At 62.7% G+C, this 16,715-nt stretch carries 18 protein-coding genes and 1 pseudogene; 6 read left to right on the top strand and 13 right to left on the bottom strand.

What is annotated here, in order from left to right; genetic code table 11:
- Positions 1 to 2: 2 nt before the first annotated feature.
- The 3 genes from BLR13_RS28585 to BLR13_RS28575 form a co-directional block, all read right to left on the bottom strand.
- Positions 3 to 473: a hypothetical protein gene (locus BLR13_RS28585; RefSeq protein ID WP_074816971.1), complete on the bottom strand. Its 471-nt coding sequence runs from the start codon at positions 471 to 473 to the stop codon at positions 3 to 5.
- 116 nt (positions 474 to 589) lie between these two features.
- A complete protein-coding gene (locus BLR13_RS28580) occupies positions 590 to 1,141 on the bottom strand; it encodes a hypothetical protein (protein WP_074816974.1) in 552 nt (183 codons plus the stop codon).
- A gap of 54 nt (positions 1,142 to 1,195) precedes the next feature.
- Entirely contained in the window at positions 1,196 to 1,735 is a 540-nt protein-coding gene (locus BLR13_RS28575; RefSeq protein ID WP_074816977.1) for a GcrA family cell cycle regulator, read from the bottom strand.
- Between the two features lie 123 nt (positions 1,736 to 1,858).
- On the opposite strand from BLR13_RS28575, the gene BLR13_RS28570 reads away from it, so the two are divergent.
- The 3 genes from BLR13_RS28570 (at position 1,859) to BLR13_RS28560 (ending at position 4,407) form a co-directional block, all read left to right on the top strand.
- The gene (locus BLR13_RS28570; RefSeq protein WP_074816980.1) at positions 1,859 to 2,497 is read left to right on the top strand and encodes a S24 family peptidase; all 639 of its coding nucleotides are present in this window, start codon (positions 1,859 to 1,861) and stop codon (positions 2,495 to 2,497) included.
- Between the two features lie 159 nt (positions 2,498 to 2,656).
- Entirely contained in the window at positions 2,657 to 2,932 is a 276-nt protein-coding gene (locus BLR13_RS28565) for a hypothetical protein (protein WP_074816984.1), read from the top strand.
- Positions 2,933 to 3,114: 182 nt separating this feature from the next.
- Positions 3,115 to 4,407, top strand: coding sequence for an OpgC domain-containing protein (locus BLR13_RS28560; protein WP_074816986.1), 1,293 nt, complete (start codon positions 3,115 to 3,117; stop codon positions 4,405 to 4,407).
- 205 nt (positions 4,408 to 4,612) lie between these two features.
- Here BLR13_RS28560 and BLR13_RS28555 read toward each other — a convergent pair whose 3' ends face one another.
- The 7 genes from BLR13_RS28555 to BLR13_RS42295 form a co-directional block, all read right to left on the bottom strand.
- Positions 4,613 to 5,641, bottom strand: coding sequence for an LLM class flavin-dependent oxidoreductase (locus tag BLR13_RS28555; protein WP_074816987.1), 1,029 nt, complete (start codon positions 5,639 to 5,641; stop codon positions 4,613 to 4,615).
- A gap of 186 nt (positions 5,642 to 5,827) precedes the next feature.
- On the bottom strand, positions 5,828 to 6,967 hold the full coding sequence (locus BLR13_RS28550) for an ABC transporter substrate-binding protein (RefSeq protein WP_074816988.1): 1,140 nt from the start codon (positions 6,965 to 6,967) through the stop codon (positions 5,828 to 5,830).
- Positions 6,968 to 7,002: 35 nt separating this feature from the next.
- On the bottom strand, positions 7,003 to 7,983 hold the full coding sequence (locus BLR13_RS28545) for a branched-chain amino acid ABC transporter permease (protein ID WP_074816989.1): 981 nt from the start codon (positions 7,981 to 7,983) through the stop codon (positions 7,003 to 7,005).
- The gene (locus BLR13_RS28540) at positions 7,980 to 8,834 is read right to left on the bottom strand and encodes a branched-chain amino acid ABC transporter permease (RefSeq protein WP_074816995.1); all 855 of its coding nucleotides are present in this window, start codon (positions 8,832 to 8,834) and stop codon (positions 7,980 to 7,982) included. The genes BLR13_RS28545 and BLR13_RS28540 overlap by 4 nt, the downstream gene beginning before the upstream one ends.
- Positions 8,831 to 9,574 carry an ABC transporter ATP-binding protein gene (locus tag BLR13_RS28535; protein WP_079585684.1) on the bottom strand — a complete coding sequence of 248 codons (744 nt, stop codon included), beginning with the start codon at positions 9,572 to 9,574 and terminating at the stop codon, positions 8,831 to 8,833. Before BLR13_RS28535 ends, BLR13_RS28540 begins: the two co-directional genes overlap by 4 nt.
- A complete protein-coding gene (locus tag BLR13_RS28530) occupies positions 9,571 to 10,368 on the bottom strand; it encodes an ABC transporter ATP-binding protein (RefSeq protein ID WP_244524953.1) in 798 nt (265 codons plus the stop codon). Before BLR13_RS28530 ends, BLR13_RS28535 begins: the two co-directional genes overlap by 4 nt.
- Positions 10,369 to 10,564: 196 nt before the next feature.
- Positions 10,565 to 10,690, bottom strand: coding sequence for a hypothetical protein (locus tag BLR13_RS42295; protein ID WP_283806936.1), 126 nt, complete (start codon positions 10,688 to 10,690; stop codon positions 10,565 to 10,567).
- On the opposite strand from BLR13_RS42295, the pseudogene BLR13_RS41935 reads away from it, so the two are divergent.
- Positions 10,674 to 10,863 (top strand): annotated as a pseudogene (locus BLR13_RS41935) (ATP-binding protein); the annotation flags it as partial. The gene BLR13_RS42295 and the pseudogene BLR13_RS41935 sit on opposite strands and share 17 nt — an antisense overlap.
- A gap of 94 nt (positions 10,864 to 10,957) precedes the next feature.
- Here the strand turns inward: BLR13_RS41935 and BLR13_RS28520 are convergent.
- From BLR13_RS28520 to BLR13_RS28510, 3 genes are all read right to left on the bottom strand, one after another.
- The gene (locus tag BLR13_RS28520) at positions 10,958 to 12,190 is read right to left on the bottom strand and encodes an acetyl-CoA C-acetyltransferase (protein WP_074817003.1); all 1,233 of its coding nucleotides are present in this window, start codon (positions 12,188 to 12,190) and stop codon (positions 10,958 to 10,960) included.
- Positions 12,191 to 12,300: 110 nt separating this feature from the next.
- Positions 12,301 to 13,251, bottom strand: coding sequence for a Bug family tripartite tricarboxylate transporter substrate binding protein (locus BLR13_RS28515; RefSeq protein WP_083387562.1), 951 nt, complete (start codon positions 13,249 to 13,251; stop codon positions 12,301 to 12,303).
- Between the two features lie 8 nt (positions 13,252 to 13,259).
- On the bottom strand, positions 13,260 to 14,489 hold the full coding sequence (locus BLR13_RS28510; RefSeq protein ID WP_074817006.1) for a CaiB/BaiF CoA transferase family protein: 1,230 nt from the start codon (positions 14,487 to 14,489) through the stop codon (positions 13,260 to 13,262).
- An 83-nt stretch (positions 14,490 to 14,572) separates the two neighbouring features.
- Between BLR13_RS28510 and BLR13_RS28505 the strand changes: the two genes are divergently transcribed.
- Positions 14,573 to 15,502, top strand: coding sequence for a LysR family transcriptional regulator (locus tag BLR13_RS28505; RefSeq protein WP_074817011.1), 930 nt, complete (start codon positions 14,573 to 14,575; stop codon positions 15,500 to 15,502).
- Between the two features lie 130 nt (positions 15,503 to 15,632).
- Entirely contained in the window at positions 15,633 to 16,664 is a 1,032-nt protein-coding gene (gene dctP / locus BLR13_RS28500) for a TRAP transporter substrate-binding protein DctP (protein WP_074817014.1), read from the top strand.
- The last annotated feature ends 51 nt before the right edge of the window (positions 16,665 to 16,715 follow it).

The following is a 16,715-nucleotide window of genomic DNA, read 5'->3' as shown; positions in this document are numbered from 1 at the left end:
CGCTACTGCTTCTTCAGCGTATAGACCATATTGTTCAGGCCGATTTCAGCCGTCGTGGCATCGACGAAATGAAAGTCGATCTCGCATCCGGTTTCCACCGTCTTGATGCCGCTGCCGGTAAAGCCGAGCGAGGCGGCGATCTTGCTCGGGTCGACCGATTTATCCTTCGACTTCATCTCCTCGAAAGCGCCCTGGAAGATCATGTCGGCGGTGTAATTCTTCTCCTTGTAGTGCGCCGCCTTGCAGGCCAGCGGCTCGGGGCCGGCAATCTCCCTGGTCTTGAAGACCACGGCCTTGCCGATCAGACGCGTCTGCTCCGCGACGTCGGCCTTCTGCTTAGGATCGGCCCACGGCGCCGTCGTTGCGCCGGAAACCTTCCACGTCCCGAGATAGGTTGCGTCGGCCGCGATAGCCGCGACCGCCATCGCTGCGCCAATGCAGGCAAGAAAGCAGGTGACAACGGCGTCTTTCATGACGGCTCCCGGGGGTTACCGCGTTTTGACGGTCCCACGCGCCGTTTGGTTCATTCCCGGAACGCGGAATTTCCGCCGGACTGTCCATGGACCAAGTCCGCACACGATGCAGACCGTCAGCGCATCTGCGTCGCAAACCCGTAGATCAGCGCCAGACGGTCGAGGCATTCGCAGAAACGGCGGGAGAAATAATCGCGCCAGCGCTGGGTACGTAGTCCCCGCCGCTGCCCGATCTGGTCCATGGTCATGCCGTGGACCAGAACATCGTGCACCAGCGCCGAACCGTCGGCGCCGAGTTCGAGCTCGGCGCGGTTCAACCGCAGCACCGCCTTGCGCTGTCCCTCGGTGATCGGCTCACGCATCTGGCCGCCGTCGACATATTCCCGGGTCGGATCTACCGCGCGCGGGCCGCGCTCGGCCTTTTCCCAATCGCTCTGGAAGGCGCGTCCACCCTGATACTGCGCCTCGTCGATCTGGTGGTGCGAATGCAACCGTGCTAGCGGATCGTTGCGGATCGAGCGCAGCGCCACGATCTTCTCGCCGGGGTCAAGCGCCAGCGGATTGTCGACCTCGACGGTCGCGACTTCGGCGTTGCGCAGCAGATCCCGCGGCCGTCGGTCATGCGCCTTGGCGGGATCGTGGGGCTTTTTGCGTTTGGCTTTGGACATATCTGGCGGTCTCCTTTCGCAAATGACAATTCGAAAGCGGTCTGAAAATCTTCGTTACGCCGTCTCCACAATCCGCAACCAGATGGCGTTATCGCTGGCCTCGCGCTCCGGCGGCGCGACGGGATTGCGACTCAAATGAAAATGCGGCGCGCAATAGCTCGAACCGGCGCAGCGCGGGCGGCCGCAGAAGGTGATGGCTTCGCGATCTGCGTCGCCGCCATAGGGATAGTGGCAATCGCCGCGCTCGAGCTCGATCAGCAAAAGATGGCGCGGCTCGACCTCGGCACAACGCAGCTTCGGCGGCTCCTGCGCCTTCAGGGCTGGTGTCGGCCGGCGTAGCGCAGCCGATCCAGGCTCGACCGGCCGGGGTTTGAGAATTCTCCCCAGCCGCGGCGGCGTGGCCGGCAGCAGCGGTTGCGGACGATCGGGGCCACCAAGTCCCATTCGCCTGGCGCGGCCGATCGCGGCGTTCCGGGTATGGGCCGTCCTGAACTTCAGATTGATCGCCTTGACGATCTCGGAAAACGACAGGCGCTCGGCAAGATGTTGACGCAGGGCGTCCGAATGCTCAGGCGGCCAGCTTGTCTGCTCCATTATTCGCACCTCTTCCTGTCACGCCCGACGCCGCCTTAATTTCTGATATTCCGAAATTCAAGTCAAGCTTGATTTCGGATAATCAGAACTGCTATCATTTCTGAAATTCGGAAAGGATGGGCCATGCTGGACATCAGGCTGATCGAACGCGGGCTGGAGAAACCGGGCAAGACCAAGGGCGGTCTCGCCGCGGCCATGGGCGTTCGCCCGGGCGCGGTTTCCGAGATCCTGTCGGGGATTCGCCTGATCAAGGCATCGGAAATTGCGCCGATCATGGAGTATCTCGAACTGAACTCGGTGCCGATCATGGGCCGCGTCGGCGCCGGCGCCTCGATCGAACCCGAGCACGAGCAGGTGCCACCGGAAGGCCTTGGCGAGGTCGAATTACCCTTCCCGATCGCCGAAGAGACCATCGCCTTCGAGGTCGCCGGCGATTCCATGCTGCCGAAATACGAAAATGGCGATGTTATCGTGGTTTTTCGCGAACAGCGTCATCCGCTCTCGAGCTTCTACGGCGAGGAAGCTGCCGTACGCCTGAAGACCGGCGAGCGTTATCTGAAGACGATCGAGCGGGGAAAATCCACCGCACTTGTCAATCTCACGAGCTTCAATGCCAAGCCGATCAGCGGGGTAAAGCTCGAATGGATCGGCGAGATCTGCGTCACTTTGCCGAGGGGCCAGATCGAACGCCTGCGCAACAAGGCGCTGGCGCGGACGCGCAAGGCGGCCAAGGCGCCGGGCGGACGGACGCCGGAGAAGTAGCCAGCCCGACCGCAGGGTGATTCTGTCCCGCGGCCCCGGACTGCGCCACCGGGATCCCTGCCTTTCTGATTCGCCAAATTTTGCGCTGGATTTTTTCTGATTTTCAGAAATACTGCGGCCACTCGATTCCAGTTCCCCGATGAGGACCAGATCGCCAGCATGCAGTACTTCGTCGTGATGATCGACGACGGCCGGCGCGGTCGCGAGGCCATCGTCGATCCGGAAATCACCCGGCGCGAGGTCGTCTCGCGGATCGCGTCCGGCGAATACAGGAATATCAGCTTCATTCATGAAATTGCGGATTGCTCGGTCGAGGACATCACGGCCGATATTCTGAGCGAGACGGCCCGGCCCGACATCGACGCCGCGGGCTTAGATCTGCAGGCCGACCCATTCGACCATGTCCGCGATCTGCGCAAGCATGGGACGATTTGAGTCGTGCGCCCTGGCATTCTTGTTCAAAGGCGTTCTTGCTCAAAAGATTGTGATCGTTAACCAATGCCGATCGCCCGCAACCGGCTTAATTATTGGTCACGCAAAGTCTATTCGAACGGGACGGACAGTCGCGCTAGATTCGCGACTCAATTCCTCCGGCATGCAAAGTTCTTAAACTTCCAATGTATCCTTCCATGAAGGCCGAGATTGCCGCACGCGACGGCGATCTCCGGCTCTGTCTCCTGCTCGGAATCGCGGCCTGGTTTCTCTTTCTGGATCACGTCCCGCATAACGCAGTCGGTCTGCTCACCCTGCGGAATTTCGGATTCAGCGGCGCTACCGACCTGTTCGTATTCGTCGGCGGCTATACCGCCGCAATCCTCTATGGAAAGATGATGCTGGAGCGCGGCCTCATCGTGACGGCGACCCGCATCTTCAAGCGGCTGTGGCAGCTCTATGCCGCCTACGTCGTCCTGTTCGTGATCTACATCGACCTGATCGGATACGTTGCGCGGAAATCCGCGGCGCCCGAAATCATCGGCGAGTTCAATGTTACCGGGATCGTCGACCACACGATCCGGACACTGATTTACGGTCTGCTGCTGCAGGCCAAGCCGCTCAACCTCGATGTGCTGCAGGTCTTCATCGTGCTGATGGCATTCTTCCCGTTCGTGCTGTTCGGAATGATGCGCGGCCCAAATCTGACATTGGCCGGGTCGATCGGCCTGTATGTTGTGGCCCGGCATCTCGACTGGAACCTGTCCGCGTATCCGGATGGACGCTGGTATTTCAATCCGTTCTGCTGGCAACTGCTCTTTGTGCTTGGCACCTGGCTGGCGCTGAGCGGCGCCAGGACGATGCGCGCCATTCAGGCGCTGCAGAACCTCTCGATCCTGCGCGTGGCAGCGCTGTTGTATCTGCTGTTCGCATTGACCGTGACGCTGGCAGGAAAATTCCCGCAGCTCGCCGCGATGATACCGGAGCCCCTGCTCGACACCTTCCTTCCCAACGACAAGGAAAACATCGCCCCCTACCGCGTGCTGCATTTCCTGGCGCTGGCTTTCCTCGTCAGCCATCTGGTGCCACGGGACTGGCGCGGCTTTCAATGGCCGGCCCTGCAGCCGCTCATGAAGTGCGGCGAAGAATGGCTGCCGGTGTTCTGCGCCGGCGTATTCCTGTCGTTTGCCGGACATCTCGTCCTGATCACGGGTCCGGATTCACTCGCCATGCAGGTTCTCGTCAGCATCGCCGGAATTGCCTCCATGACCAGCGTTGCCTATTACGTGTCGTGGTCCAGACGGCAGGACCAGAAGCCCACGCCCGCGCGCAATCCCGACGAAGCCGCGACGCTTGTTCCTACGGCGCATACTCAATATGAGCACGGATCGACCGGTTGGCCTGATCGATCCAGCCAAACTTCGTCACGGCAGCCATCATGTTCGACAGACCTTCCTGCCACCATGCCTCGGATTTGAGCGAAGGCCATTCACGCAACGCGTTCTCGGAGATCCAGGCATGCTCGCGATCGTGGCTTACGGCCATGCGGCCGAGCAATTCAGTTTGAATCTCAGGGCCTATCGGCCCCTCGATCCGGACTGAGAAAGCCTTGAAGTTTTTGGGATCGTCGATCTCGATCCCGCGGCTTGCCCCGATGATGCGGATGATCATGCCCCGGCGCCCCTAGACCACCTGCGCCACGCGTTCCCGCGCGGCCGGCAGCACCTCGCGTGCGAAGATGCCGGCGGAGTGCAGCACTTCTTCCTGCCTGAGATCCCCGAACGAGAACTGGCTGATGAAGTAGTTCGCGCCGGCTTCCTCAACCATCCTTCGCACCTGCTCCCGGATCGTGCCCGGCGATCCCGCGATCGCGCCGCCGTTTTGCACCATGGTGCCGAAATCCTCAGGCAGACGGGCAAAGCGCGGCTGGGTGCCGTGCTTCTTCCAGAGCTTCATGAAACTCGCATAAAACGACGGCCAGGCCCGGCGCCCGAGTTCCAACGCCTCGCGGTCGGTATCGGCCGCAACCACAAAGCGGTTGATCCCGAGCAAGGGCAACTGCGCGAGCGAATTCCCCGCTGCCGCCCATTCGGCACGATAGCGGTCGGTGATCTCGCGCACCCGCGGCAGCGGTCCTCCGCAAACGATGTTGATCGCATTTTGCGCCGGCCATGCCGCCCCCTCCGGCACCGGGACGGCGTACCACAGCGGCGGATGCGGGAGCTGCGCCGGCTTGATATCGATAGGCACGTTCTCGAAACGATAATGCTTGCCGCGAAAATCCACCTCGTCATTCGTCAACGCTTGCATGATGACGCCGTAGGCCTCGACATACATGGCCTGCGCCTGATCGGGATCGACACCGAAATACTGCAGCTCATGCGGTGACGCCCCGCGACCGATTCCGACTTCGATCCGGCCCTGGCTCAGATGATCCAGCATGCAGATCTCTTCGGCGAGCCGCAGCGGGTGATGCGCCGGCAGCACGTAGACCAGCGCGCCGAGACGCAGGCGTTTAGTCCGTTGCGCGGCCGCGGCGAGAAAGACACTTGGCGACGGCGTCAGGTTGAGCGGCGTCGAATGGTGCTCGCTCATGTGGTAGGTACGAAATCCGGCGGAATCGTAGAATTCGATCAGTTGCAGCCGGTTTTCGTACTGCTCGCCAAGCGGATATGGCCCGTGGTCGTTCTGATCGAATATGCCGAACTGCATCGCGCCACCCGTCCAAAGCGTTTCCCGGCGCTGGCGGCGCGGGATCTCCGTCCCACCGGCGCCAGCGCCTCAGAGCTGAGTGATACCACCATCCGCAACCAGGTCGATACCTGTACCGCCAGTTCGACCGTGCCGCGCTGCACGATCTCCGCTGAGCGATTGCCCAGGCCGAGGCGGAAGCAGTGTCTACTTCAGCGCCTCAAGCTTCGCCGTCTTGCCGTCGACGACCTTGAAGACGACGTAGCGCGGCTGCAGCTGGCCGTTCGGCAGGAACTGGGCATCGCCGAACACCGTGCCCCTGATGGTCTTGCCGCGAATGGCTTCCGCCACCGTCTTGCGATCGAGCGATTTGGTCGCCTCGACTGCGCGCGCCCAGACCTGCAGCGCGGCGGCGCCGAGGGCTGCGCTCTTGTCCGGCTCGACGCCGTAGGCCTTCTTGAACGCAGCGACAAAGGAGTTACTCTCGGGAATAGCGTTGAACGGCGGCAGGTCCCAGAAGTAGATATCCGCAGAGACGATACCGTTATTGGCATCGCCCGCCACCTTGTAGACCGTCGGCAGCATGATGCCGACCGCGCCCACAAAGGCCGATTTCAGGTCGGCCTGGCGATATTGTTCAACCATGGCCGGCAAACCGGAGGAATTCGACGAGTTGGTGACGATGATGGCGTCGGGATTGGCGGTCTTCAGGTTGGTGAGCTGAACCCGGAAATCGGTATCCTTGAAGGCGAATTTCTCGGTCGTCGTGACTTCGCCGGAGAAATTCAGCTTCTTGAACTCGGCCTCGACCGCGGCCTGGAAGCCGTTGCCGTAGACGTCGTTCTGGGTCAGGAACGCGACCTTCTTCGCCTTCAGGGTCTCGGCGACATATTTCGCGATCACGCCGGCATCGAAACCATTCGAACTATTGATGCGGATCGCCAGCGGGTTGGTTTCGCCGCTCAGGATCAGGTCAGACTTCGACACCGCCGTGATATCGAGAACGCCTCCCCGCGCGAGGATCGGCTGCATCGCCAAGGTCACCGGCGAATTCCAGCCCTCGATCACGACATCGACTTTTTCAGCGATCATCTCGTTGGCGCGGCTGACGCCCACCGCCGGCGTACTCTCGTCGTCCTTGGAGACCAGCGCGATCTTGCGTCCCAGAAGGCCGCCTTTGTCGTTGATTTCCTGGATCGCGAGCTTGACGGCGTTGGTGACGGATTGACCGTCGGGCCCAGCGCCGCCACTGAGTGGAAAAATCGTGCCGACCTTGATGTCTTGCGCAATCGCGGGCGCGCTCAGGCCCAGCAGCAGGGCAATCGCCAGTTTGATGGATTTGCTCATACGTCGCTTCCTCCCTCTATTCTTAGGTGTGAACTCTACGCCTTGCTCTTGCCGAAGCGGCGAAACAGTCCAATCAGCCCGGCCGGCCAGAAGATCAGAACCAGCGCCAGCACCGAGCCGAGAATAATCTTGTTCCAGTCGCCCCCGAGCGACAGCAGGTTTTGCTGCACGATCAGGATTCCGGTACCGATCAACGGCCCGATCAAGACCCGCCGTCCGACCAGCACCACCGCCGTCAGCATCATGACCAGAAAATAGGTTTCGAACATATCCGGTCCGACATAGGCGCGCTGATAGGCGTAAAGCCAGCCGGCCAACCCGGTGATCGGCGCCGAAATCACGAACACGGCGAGCCTCACTTTACGCGGATCGACGCCCAGGCTTGCGGCAAGCGGCGGGTTCATCTGCACCATAAGCGCGGTGGTGCCGAGTTTGGAGCGACGGAATCGTGCGATGAAAGCCAGCGTCGCCAGCAATAGCGCGAATGCAACCGGCCACAGCTCCTCCTGCGTCACGCCGGTATAGGTTGCAATGCCGAACGGAAGTTTCAGCGCGGAAATGCCGACGATGCCGTCGGAACCGCCGATCGCATCCCAGTTGAAGGCGATCTCGTAGGCCACGACCGCCGCCGCGTAGGTCACCAGCGAAAACACGAACTCTCGCGTCCGCAGCGTCACCGCGCCGAGAAATGCCGCGGCAGCGATGCTGAGAATAACGGTCGCGAGCGCGGTGCTCCAACCGTTCAGTCCGTATTTCACCGAAAGATTGGCCGCCGTGTAGCCGCCGATGGCCCAGAACAGCGTATGCCCAAGGCTGACTTCCCCGAGATAGGACAGCACGACGTCGACGCCGTAACACATCACGGCGAAGATCGCGATGGTGGTCAACGTGGAATAGGCAACTGAGGTCCCACCGAGCAGCCGCGGCAGGAAGAATGCGAGCACGATCAGTGCAGCAACGGCCGCCGCGCGCAGCAACGGCATCGGCCTTGAAGATGTCGGTTCGATCACCGTCATTTGGTAGCCAATCCCGCAGGCCGGACCACGAGCAGGGCCAGCAAGACGGCGAACGCCGCCGCCGTCGTATAGGCCTGCGCCACGAAGGCACCGAAGAAGGCGATGAACAGCCCGAGGCCGAGGCCCGCGACCAGCGCGCCGCCAATCGAGCCGATGCCGCCGAGCACCACGACGACGAACGTCATGATGACCTCGTTGAAACCCATGCTGGTCAGGATCGGTGAGCGCGGCGCCACCAGGGCGGCGCCGAGCGCCACCACCGAACATTCGAACACGAAGACGAGGAGATAGACGACTTTGGCGTTGATGCCGAACAGCTCAGCGAGCTTTGGATCTTCCGCGACGGCGCGAATAACCGAGCCGAAGCGGGTTCGCTGCGTAAACAGCCACACCGCGCCGTAGAGCACGAGCGTCGCGACCAGCACCAGCACGTCCTGCCAGGTAAACCACAGCGAACCCAGATCGACCTTGGCACGTGACAGCGTGCCGGGCAGCGTCTGCGGATTGCCGCCGAAGATCAACGCACTGCCGCCCTGCAGGACATAGCCGAGGCCCAGCGTGACGATCATCAGGCTGGTCAAATTCTGCGTCATGACCAGCCCCATCATGGCGATCTGCATCAGCGCGCCGAGAGCGGCGAGCGCCACGATCGCCGCCAGGATAGCCACGGGATACGGCATGCCCAGTTTGGTCATCGCATACCAGGTCGCGAAGGCGCCCAGCATATAGAGCTGGCCATGCGCAAAATTCACCAGCCGCGCAACCCCAAGCAGGATGGTCCAGCCCAGCGCGATGCAGGCATAGCCTGAACCGAGCACGAGTCCGTTGACGATTTGCTGGGCAATGTTCATGCGCGCGCTCCAGCTGCGATCGTACCGAGATACGCCTCAACGATGCGTTGATCCGCGGCCATGATTTCCGCTGATCCTTCACCTACGATCCGACCACGCTCCAGCAGATAGAGATGGTCGACCACCTTCAATGCCGCCTTCACATTCTGCTCGACCAGCAGCACCGGCAGCCCACGATCCACCAGGAGCCGGATACGCGACAGCAAATCGGAAATCAGCCGCGGCGCGAGACCTGCCGAGGGCTCATCCAGCATCAGCACGCGCGGACCTGCGAGCAGCGCCCGCCCGACCGCCAGCATTTGCCGTTCTCCACCCGAGAGCGCCGCGCCCCTGTGGTGACGCCGCTCGGCAAGGCGGGGAAAGAAGTCGAAGACATCGGGAATGCTGAAGATGTGCCGGCCGTTTGTGTCCCTGGGCGGACGCACCAGTTCGAGGTTTTCGTCCACCGTCAGTTCCACAAAGATGTTCTTGCCCTCAGGCACCAGCGTAAGGCCACGCGTCACCCGCTCATGCGGCGCCAAATCGTCGATGCCCTGCCCTTCCAGATTGACTTTGCCCGTCACGATCGCTCGGCCGCGCGACCAGCCTGCGAGTGCATTCACCAGCGTGGACTTGCCGGCGCCATTGGCGCCGACCAGCCCGATCATCTTGCCCCTCGGCACGCTGATCTTGACACCGGATAGCGCAACGTTTCCGGCGTATCGCACCGTGAGATCGTCGCATTCGAGCACGCCGGTCATTCGTCGCGCCCCAGATAGGCTTCGCGCACCTTCGGATCGCGCTGGATCTCCACCGGCGTGCCGGTCGCCAGCATGGCGCCCTGATCGATCATCACGATGCGATCCGCGATCGACATGATCAGGTCCATGTGATGCTCGATGACGACAAGGGCGAGATTGCGCCCGCGCAGATCAACCAGCACATCCGCGAGCTTTTGCATGTCGCTGCCGCCGAGGCCCGCGGCGGGCTCATCCAGCAGCAGAACCTTGGATCCGGTGCCGTAGGCGAGCGCGACCGACAACAAACGCTGGACGCCATAGGGAACGTCGCCGGGCAACTTGTCATGGTACTGCGCGGCAACGCCAAAGAACTCCAGGAGCTGGGCGGCTATCAATTCAGCCTGACGACGCACGGCAATTTCGCGCCAGGGCAAAAACAGCGAGGTCGCAAGGCTGGCGGAATATTCCCGCACGATCGCCGCGATCGCGTTCTGCAGTACCGTCAGCTCCCCGAAGAACGAGTTCTGCTGAAACGTGCGCCGAAGGCCACGGCTGGCGAGATCAAAGGTCTTCGTCGCCGAAACTTCATCGCCGTCGAGAAAGGTCTGCCCGGAATGCCCGACCGCGTTGGTGACCGCGGCAAAGCAGCTGCTCTTGCCAGCACCGTTGGGTCCGATGATACCGAGAATTTCGCCCGGTCGCACCGACCAGCTGACATCACGGAGCGCGACCAGCGCGCCGTAGCGCACCGTCAGGTTCTCCACCCGAAGCACTTCGGCGCCGTCCCGACGTTGCGTTTCCCCTGAACTTGCCACCCGGCCGTCCATGTCTTGTTATATTGTCTTGTTATATTCGAGGCTCGTCGGCCCCGAAATTTTGATGTATCAACGAACATGGCCGGGGGGCAGCGGTCAAGACCGCCGGGTGCGGCCGAATGCGTCGCGATCGCATACGTCGCGCCGGGTATTTCGGCTGACGGAAATAGCATCCCCGACAGCGGGCAACCGTCCTTCAATCGGCGGGGATGGCAGCCGTTTGCCCGGCTTCGCTGTCACGCAAGGGGGCGGCGTCGAGCTTGCCCTTGCGCAAACGCTTCCGAGGCGATGACGTCGCAACCGTCAGGATGACGGTGAGCAATGATCGCGATCCGATATCGGAGCGAACCGGAAAAAGGTATTCGACGCCTTCTTCACCACCCGCCGCGACACCGGCGGCACCGGAATGGGGCTCGCGATCGCCAGGACGTCATGACCAGCCATGTCGGGTCGATCGAGCTGTTGCCGTCCGACGCCGGCGTCGCGTTCGAGCTTCTGCGCCGTAGCGTTTTCAAGCGAAGCATGCCCTCGGACTTGATCCGAGGGTCGTTACCGGTTCGCGTGAAGAAAACGCGTCAAACGAAAGAGCCTAGACCCGCTCGATGATGATAGCCGGCGCCATGCCGCCGGCGGCGCACATCGTCACCAGGCCGCGCTTGAGATCACGCCGTTCCAGTTCGTCGAGCACGGTGCCGATCAGGATCGAACCGGTCGCGCCGATGGGATGGCCGAGCGCAATCGAGCCGCCATTGACGTTGACCTTGTTGCGGTCGAGCTTGAGGTCGCGAATGAATTTCTCGGCGACGACCGCAAAGGCCTCGTTGATCTCGAACAGGTCGATATCGTCGATCGTGAGGCCTGCTTTCGCCAGCACCTTGCGGGCGGCCGGCACCGGTGCATTCAGCATCAGGGTCGGCGAGTCCCCCATGTTCGCCATCGCCACGACACGGGCACGCGGCTTCAGGCCGTGCGCCTTGGCATAGCTGGGCGAGGCCAGCAGGATCGCCGCCGAGCCATCGACGACGCCGGAAGAATTGCCGGCATGGTGCATGAAGTTGATGTCGAGGCCAGGGTGCTTTTCGAGGATGAGGTTGCGGTAGGTCGTGCCTTTATCATCGAGCGGATAATCCGCGATCGCGGTAAAGGCCGGCTTCAGTCCGGCCAGCCCTTCGAGCGTGGTCTGCGGACGCGGATATTCCTCGCGGTCAAGCGCGAGACTGCCGTCCTCGTGGGAAACCGGCACAAGACTCTTGTTGAAATAACCGCCCTTGATCGCGGCGGCGGCCCGCTTCTGGCTCTCGAGGCCCAGCTCATCGACGTCCTGTCGTGTGATGCCTTCGAGCGACGCCACCGCATCGGCGCAAACGCCCTGATGCGATTGCGGATGACGGGCGCGCAGGCGGAGATTGCCGTTGTCCATCATGAACGGCCCCTCGCCGCGGCGGCCTTCCATCGACATCATCTCGGTACCGCCGGCGATCACGAGATCCTCGGAGCCGGACATGATCGCGTTGGCCGCCATGTTGACGCTGGTGATCCCCGAACCGCAAAAGCGATCCAGCGTGACACCGCTGGCACGCACGTCGTAACCGGCATCGAGCGCCGACATTCTCCCGAGATCGCCGCTCTGCGGACCGCGCTGGGAACTGGTGCCCCAGATGATGTCGTCGACATCGGCGGTGTTGATGCCGGTGCGATCGGCCAGCGCGCGCAATACGGTCGCGCCGAGTTGCTGCGGATGGATACCCGCCAATGCGCCCTTGCCGGCCTTGCCAATGCCGCGCGGCGTCCTGCATGCGTCGATGATCAGCGCGTCAACCATGGTGTTTCCTTCACGGGTTTTTTGAAGCTGTTGATTGGCCGCATTTGCAGCCGATCAAGCGCCAAAGTCAATTCACCCTGCCCCGCACCCGGACACTTCCGACATGCTTTTCAATCAACCCTGGCGCCAGTCGCCTTGACGATTTCACCCCAGCGCGAATATTCGCTTTTGATGAACGCGCCAAACCCATCCGGCCCTGCCGTGCGCTGAATGACGCCGAGGGCCACGAATTTCTGACCGATGTCGTCGGATTGAACGACCTTGATGATTGCAGCGCTAAGCGCCTCGACCCGTTCCTTCGGCGTGTCCGCCGGAACCACGAAGCCGAGCCAGGCCGCGAGACCGAAGCCCGGAAAGCCCTGTTCGGCTAATGTCGGCGTATCGGGAAAGGCCGGCACGCGCTGCGAATAGCCGCTCGCGATCAGCCGCAAGCCCCCGGACTGGATGAAGGGCTGGGTTACGGCTACCGTATCCATCGCGCTGTTCACGACGCCTGCCATCAGGTCGGTCATCGCCGGCGCGCTGCCGCGATAGGGGATGTGCAGCATGGTGATGCCGGCGCGCCGCTTGAAGTCTTCCATACCGAGATGCGACAGCGTGCCGTTGCCGGAAGACGCGTAGACGAACTTGTCGGGGTGCGCCTTCGCATAGGCGATCAGTTCCGGCACGGTCTTCACCGGCAAGGACGGATTGACTACCAGCAGCATCGGCAAGTCGCAGATCAGCGCCACCGGCGCGAAATCCTTCAACGTGTCATAGCCGACGGATTTATAGAGATGCGGATTGGCGACCATCGAGGCCAGCGGCGCCAGCACCAGCGTGCGGCCGTCTGGTTGCGACTTGGCGAGGCCGGCGAGCGCGATGCTGCCGCCCTGCCCCGGCCGGTTCTCGACGATGAACGTCTCGCCCAGGATCGGGCCGATCCGTTCGGCAATCAGGCGAGCGATGATATCTGTCGCCTGCCCCGGCGGAAATCCGACGACGATGCGCGACACTTCGGCGGCTTGCGCCTGTGCGGCAAGGAAGATCGCCAGCGCGGCAATCATGATGCGCTTCATCATTCGCTCCCCTAGATAATGCCGATACCGCGCAGCCGGGCCATCTCGTCCGGCGTCAGCCCCAGCACCGCGTAGATCTCATCATTGTGCTGACCGATCGAGGGGCCGGCGCTGCGCACCGAACCCGGCGTTTCCGAAAAGCGTGGCACCACGCATTGCATGCGGACATTGCCGAGCTCCGGATCGGGCACGCTGACGATGGTCTCGCGCGCAATGAAGTGCGGATCGGCAAAAATATCGGCGGCATCATAGATCGGCGAGAAGCCGACCTCGTGCGCCTCGAACTTCGTGCGGAGTTCTGCCAGCGTCAGCTTTGAGATGGCGCCGCCGACGATCACATCCAGCGCGTCGCGATTTTTTACGCGCGCCGGATTGTCGGCGAATCGGGGATCGCCCAGCAAGCTCTGAAGTTCGAGCGCGGCGCATAGCCTAACGAAGATGCTTTGCGTGGAAGCTGCGATCGATGCCCATTTGCCGTCACCGGTCGCATAGATATTGCCGGGCGCGGCATACTGGCTGCGATTGCCGCTGGCGGTTCGCACCACGCCGAGCTGGTCATATTCGATCGCAAGGAAGTCGAGTGTGCGCAGCATCGCTTCCGTCATCGAGCAGTCGATCTCCTGGCCCCGCTCCGTCGGATCTTCCTTGAGCCGGTACAGCGCCGACAGCACGCCGACCGCGCCGAACAATCCGCCGATGGCGTCCGAGATCGGATAGCCGAGATGCAGCGGCGAGCCGCCCTCTTCGCCGCACATGCGGGTGAAGCCGCTCATCGCCTCGAAGATTCGCGCAAAGCCGGGACGGTCGCGATAAGGCCCGGTCTGTCCGAAGCCGGTGACGCGGAGGATCGTGAGCCTGGGGTTGATCTCCTGCAGCCACTCCCGTGTGATGCCCCACTGGTCAAGCGTGCCGGAACGGAAATTCTCGATCAGGACATCGCGATCGGCAAGCAGCCGCGCCAGCAAAGCCATGCCGTCCGGCTTGCGCAGATCGAGCGTGATGCCCTTCTTGTTGCGGTTGGTGACCTTCCACCACAGCGGGACATTGTTCTTGTGCGGCGCCAGTTCGCGCAGCGGATCGCCCTTGCCCGGCAGTTCGACCTTGATGACGTCGGCGCCGAGATCGGCCAGCAGCGTCGCGGCGAAGGGCCCGGCCACCACGGTCGACATATCGAGGATGCGCAGGCCGACAAGCGGACCGGAAGGGCTGGGTGAGGCGGAGGATGCGGCTGAAGGTTTCATGCCGGCATCCTAGCCGGGCCGCGATCCATGCTGTAAGATCATGCCTGATAATTCAGAATTGCTGATACGGCATATCCGGAAAAATGGAGCTGCGGCACCTCAGAGCCTTTGTCGAAGTCGCGACGCACGGCAGTTATGTCCGCGCCGCGAACACGCTCGGCATCGCGCAGTCGGCGTTGAGCCGGCAGGTCTCGGCGCTGGAGCGTGAGGTCGGCGGGCGTCTTTTCCACCGCACCGGGCGCGGCGTCGCGCTGACCGAGATCGGCGAGCGGGTGCTGCCGCAGGGACGCGCGCTGATCGCGGACGCCTTGGCCTTCGAACAGGCCGCCAAGAGTCCCAGCGACCGGCCTTCCGGCGAAGTCACGTTGGGACTGGTGCCGGTCGCGTCGCGTACGTTTGTCGCCGGACTGACCGCACTGTTGCGCGACGATTATCCGGGGATCCGGCTGCGCGTGCTCGAGGGCTACAGCGGGCAGGTCGAGGAATGGCTCGCGGCCCAGCGGGTGGATATCGCGGTCTATAATCGTTACCGGCGCGGTCGCGTCGCCAACGCCGAGGCGATCATGCGCGCGGACACCCATTTGATCGTCCGCAGCAGTCACCCGATCGCGAAAGGCGCCGAGGTGGCGCTGCGCGCGCTTGCCGACGTGCCGCTGGCGCTGCCGGTGCGGCCGAACAGCCTGACCAATCTCCTGACCGGGCTCGCCGCGGCCCAGCATTTCGAACTCGATATCAGGCTGGAAGCCAGTTCGACCTCGCTGATCGGCGAGACCATCCGCGCCTCCGACCTCGCCACCATCTCGCCCGCGCACGTGTTCGCCCGCGAAATCGCTTCCGGTGAATTCAGCGCCGTGCGCATCGTGCGTCCGACCATCGAACAGACGACCTGGATGTCGTTCGGCTCGCACCGCCCGCTGTCGGCCGCAGCCGAGATCGTGACGCGCCTGATCCGAAAACTGGCGGCGCCGAAGCGCGGACCGGCAACGCGCCTGAAGCGGTCCGCAGCCGGCTGACGCGTTCGGCGTCAGGCGCTGCGTCCCCCGGTTGTGAGGCCCATCATCTTCAGCCGGAGCGCCGTGCTTGACGATCAATTTCCTTTATGCGCAGCTATTTCAAACAACAACATGTCCCTTGGGGGGAGATATGGTCGCGTTACTGCGAGCCCTTGCCGGTTCCGGCCTTCTGATTGCAACGACCGTTCTGGCACAGGCCGCGGACCCGGTGAAACTGCGCGTGGCCGACTCGTTTCCGAAGGGCCACTATCTGGTCAAGCTGTTCCTCGAACCCTGGATGGAAGAGGTTACCAAGCGCACCAACGGCGCGGTGACCTTCGAGCACTATCCGGCCCAGCAGCTCGGCAAGGCGACCGACATGCTGAAGCTGACGCAGACCGGCGTCGCCGACATCGGCTATGTCGCCCCGGCCTATACGTCGGACAAGATGCCGGTCTCGGAAGTCGCGATGCTGCCGGGAGCGTTCGAGCATTCCTGCCAGGGCACCCTCGCCTACTGGAAGCTGGCGCGGAACGGCGTGATCGCGGAGCAGGATTATACCGCCAACAATATCCGCCTGCTGCTCGCCGTGAGCCTGCCGCAATACCGCATCTTCACCGTCAAGCATCCGGTGAAGGACGTCGGCGACGTCACCGGCCTCAAATTGCGCTCCACCGGTGGCGCGCAGGACCTCACCCTGCGCGCGATCGGCTCGATCCCGGTGCGCATGGCCGCCCCCGACGCCTATGAATCGCTGTCGCGCGGCACCATGGACGGACTGCTGTTTCCGCTTGAGAGCGTGGTCGCTTACGGCGCCGACAAGCTCGTGAAATATTCCACCGACGGGCTCGGCTTCGGCAGCTTCATCGTTTCCTATTCGATCAGCGACAGCGCCTGGAAGAAGCTGACGCCGGAGGTTCAGAAGGCGATGGTCGACGTCGCCGACGAGATCATTCCGGCCGCCTGCAAGTCGGTGCAGAAGTCGGACGACGATACCAAGAAGTCGCTCGAAGCCGCGGGCATGCATTTCGAGACCCTGCCGCCCGAGGTGACCGTCAAATTCAAGGACCTCATGAAGGGCGTCGCCAAGACCTGGTCCGAGGGGCTCGATGCGCGCACCAAGCGCGGCAGCGATGCGCTGAAGGAATTCGACGCAGCCGTCGCGGCCATTCCCGCCAAGTAACCCGGACGACACCGAAGCCTCAAGCCGCTTCCCAAGCGCAACAACGGAGAC

This window comes from Bradyrhizobium ottawaense (genome assembly GCF_900099825.1).
GTDB lineage: Bacteria > Pseudomonadota > Alphaproteobacteria > Rhizobiales > Xanthobacteraceae > Bradyrhizobium > Bradyrhizobium ottawaense_A.
Note: the sequence above shows the minus strand (reverse complement) of the source record. Positions and strands in the feature narration are given on the sequence as shown.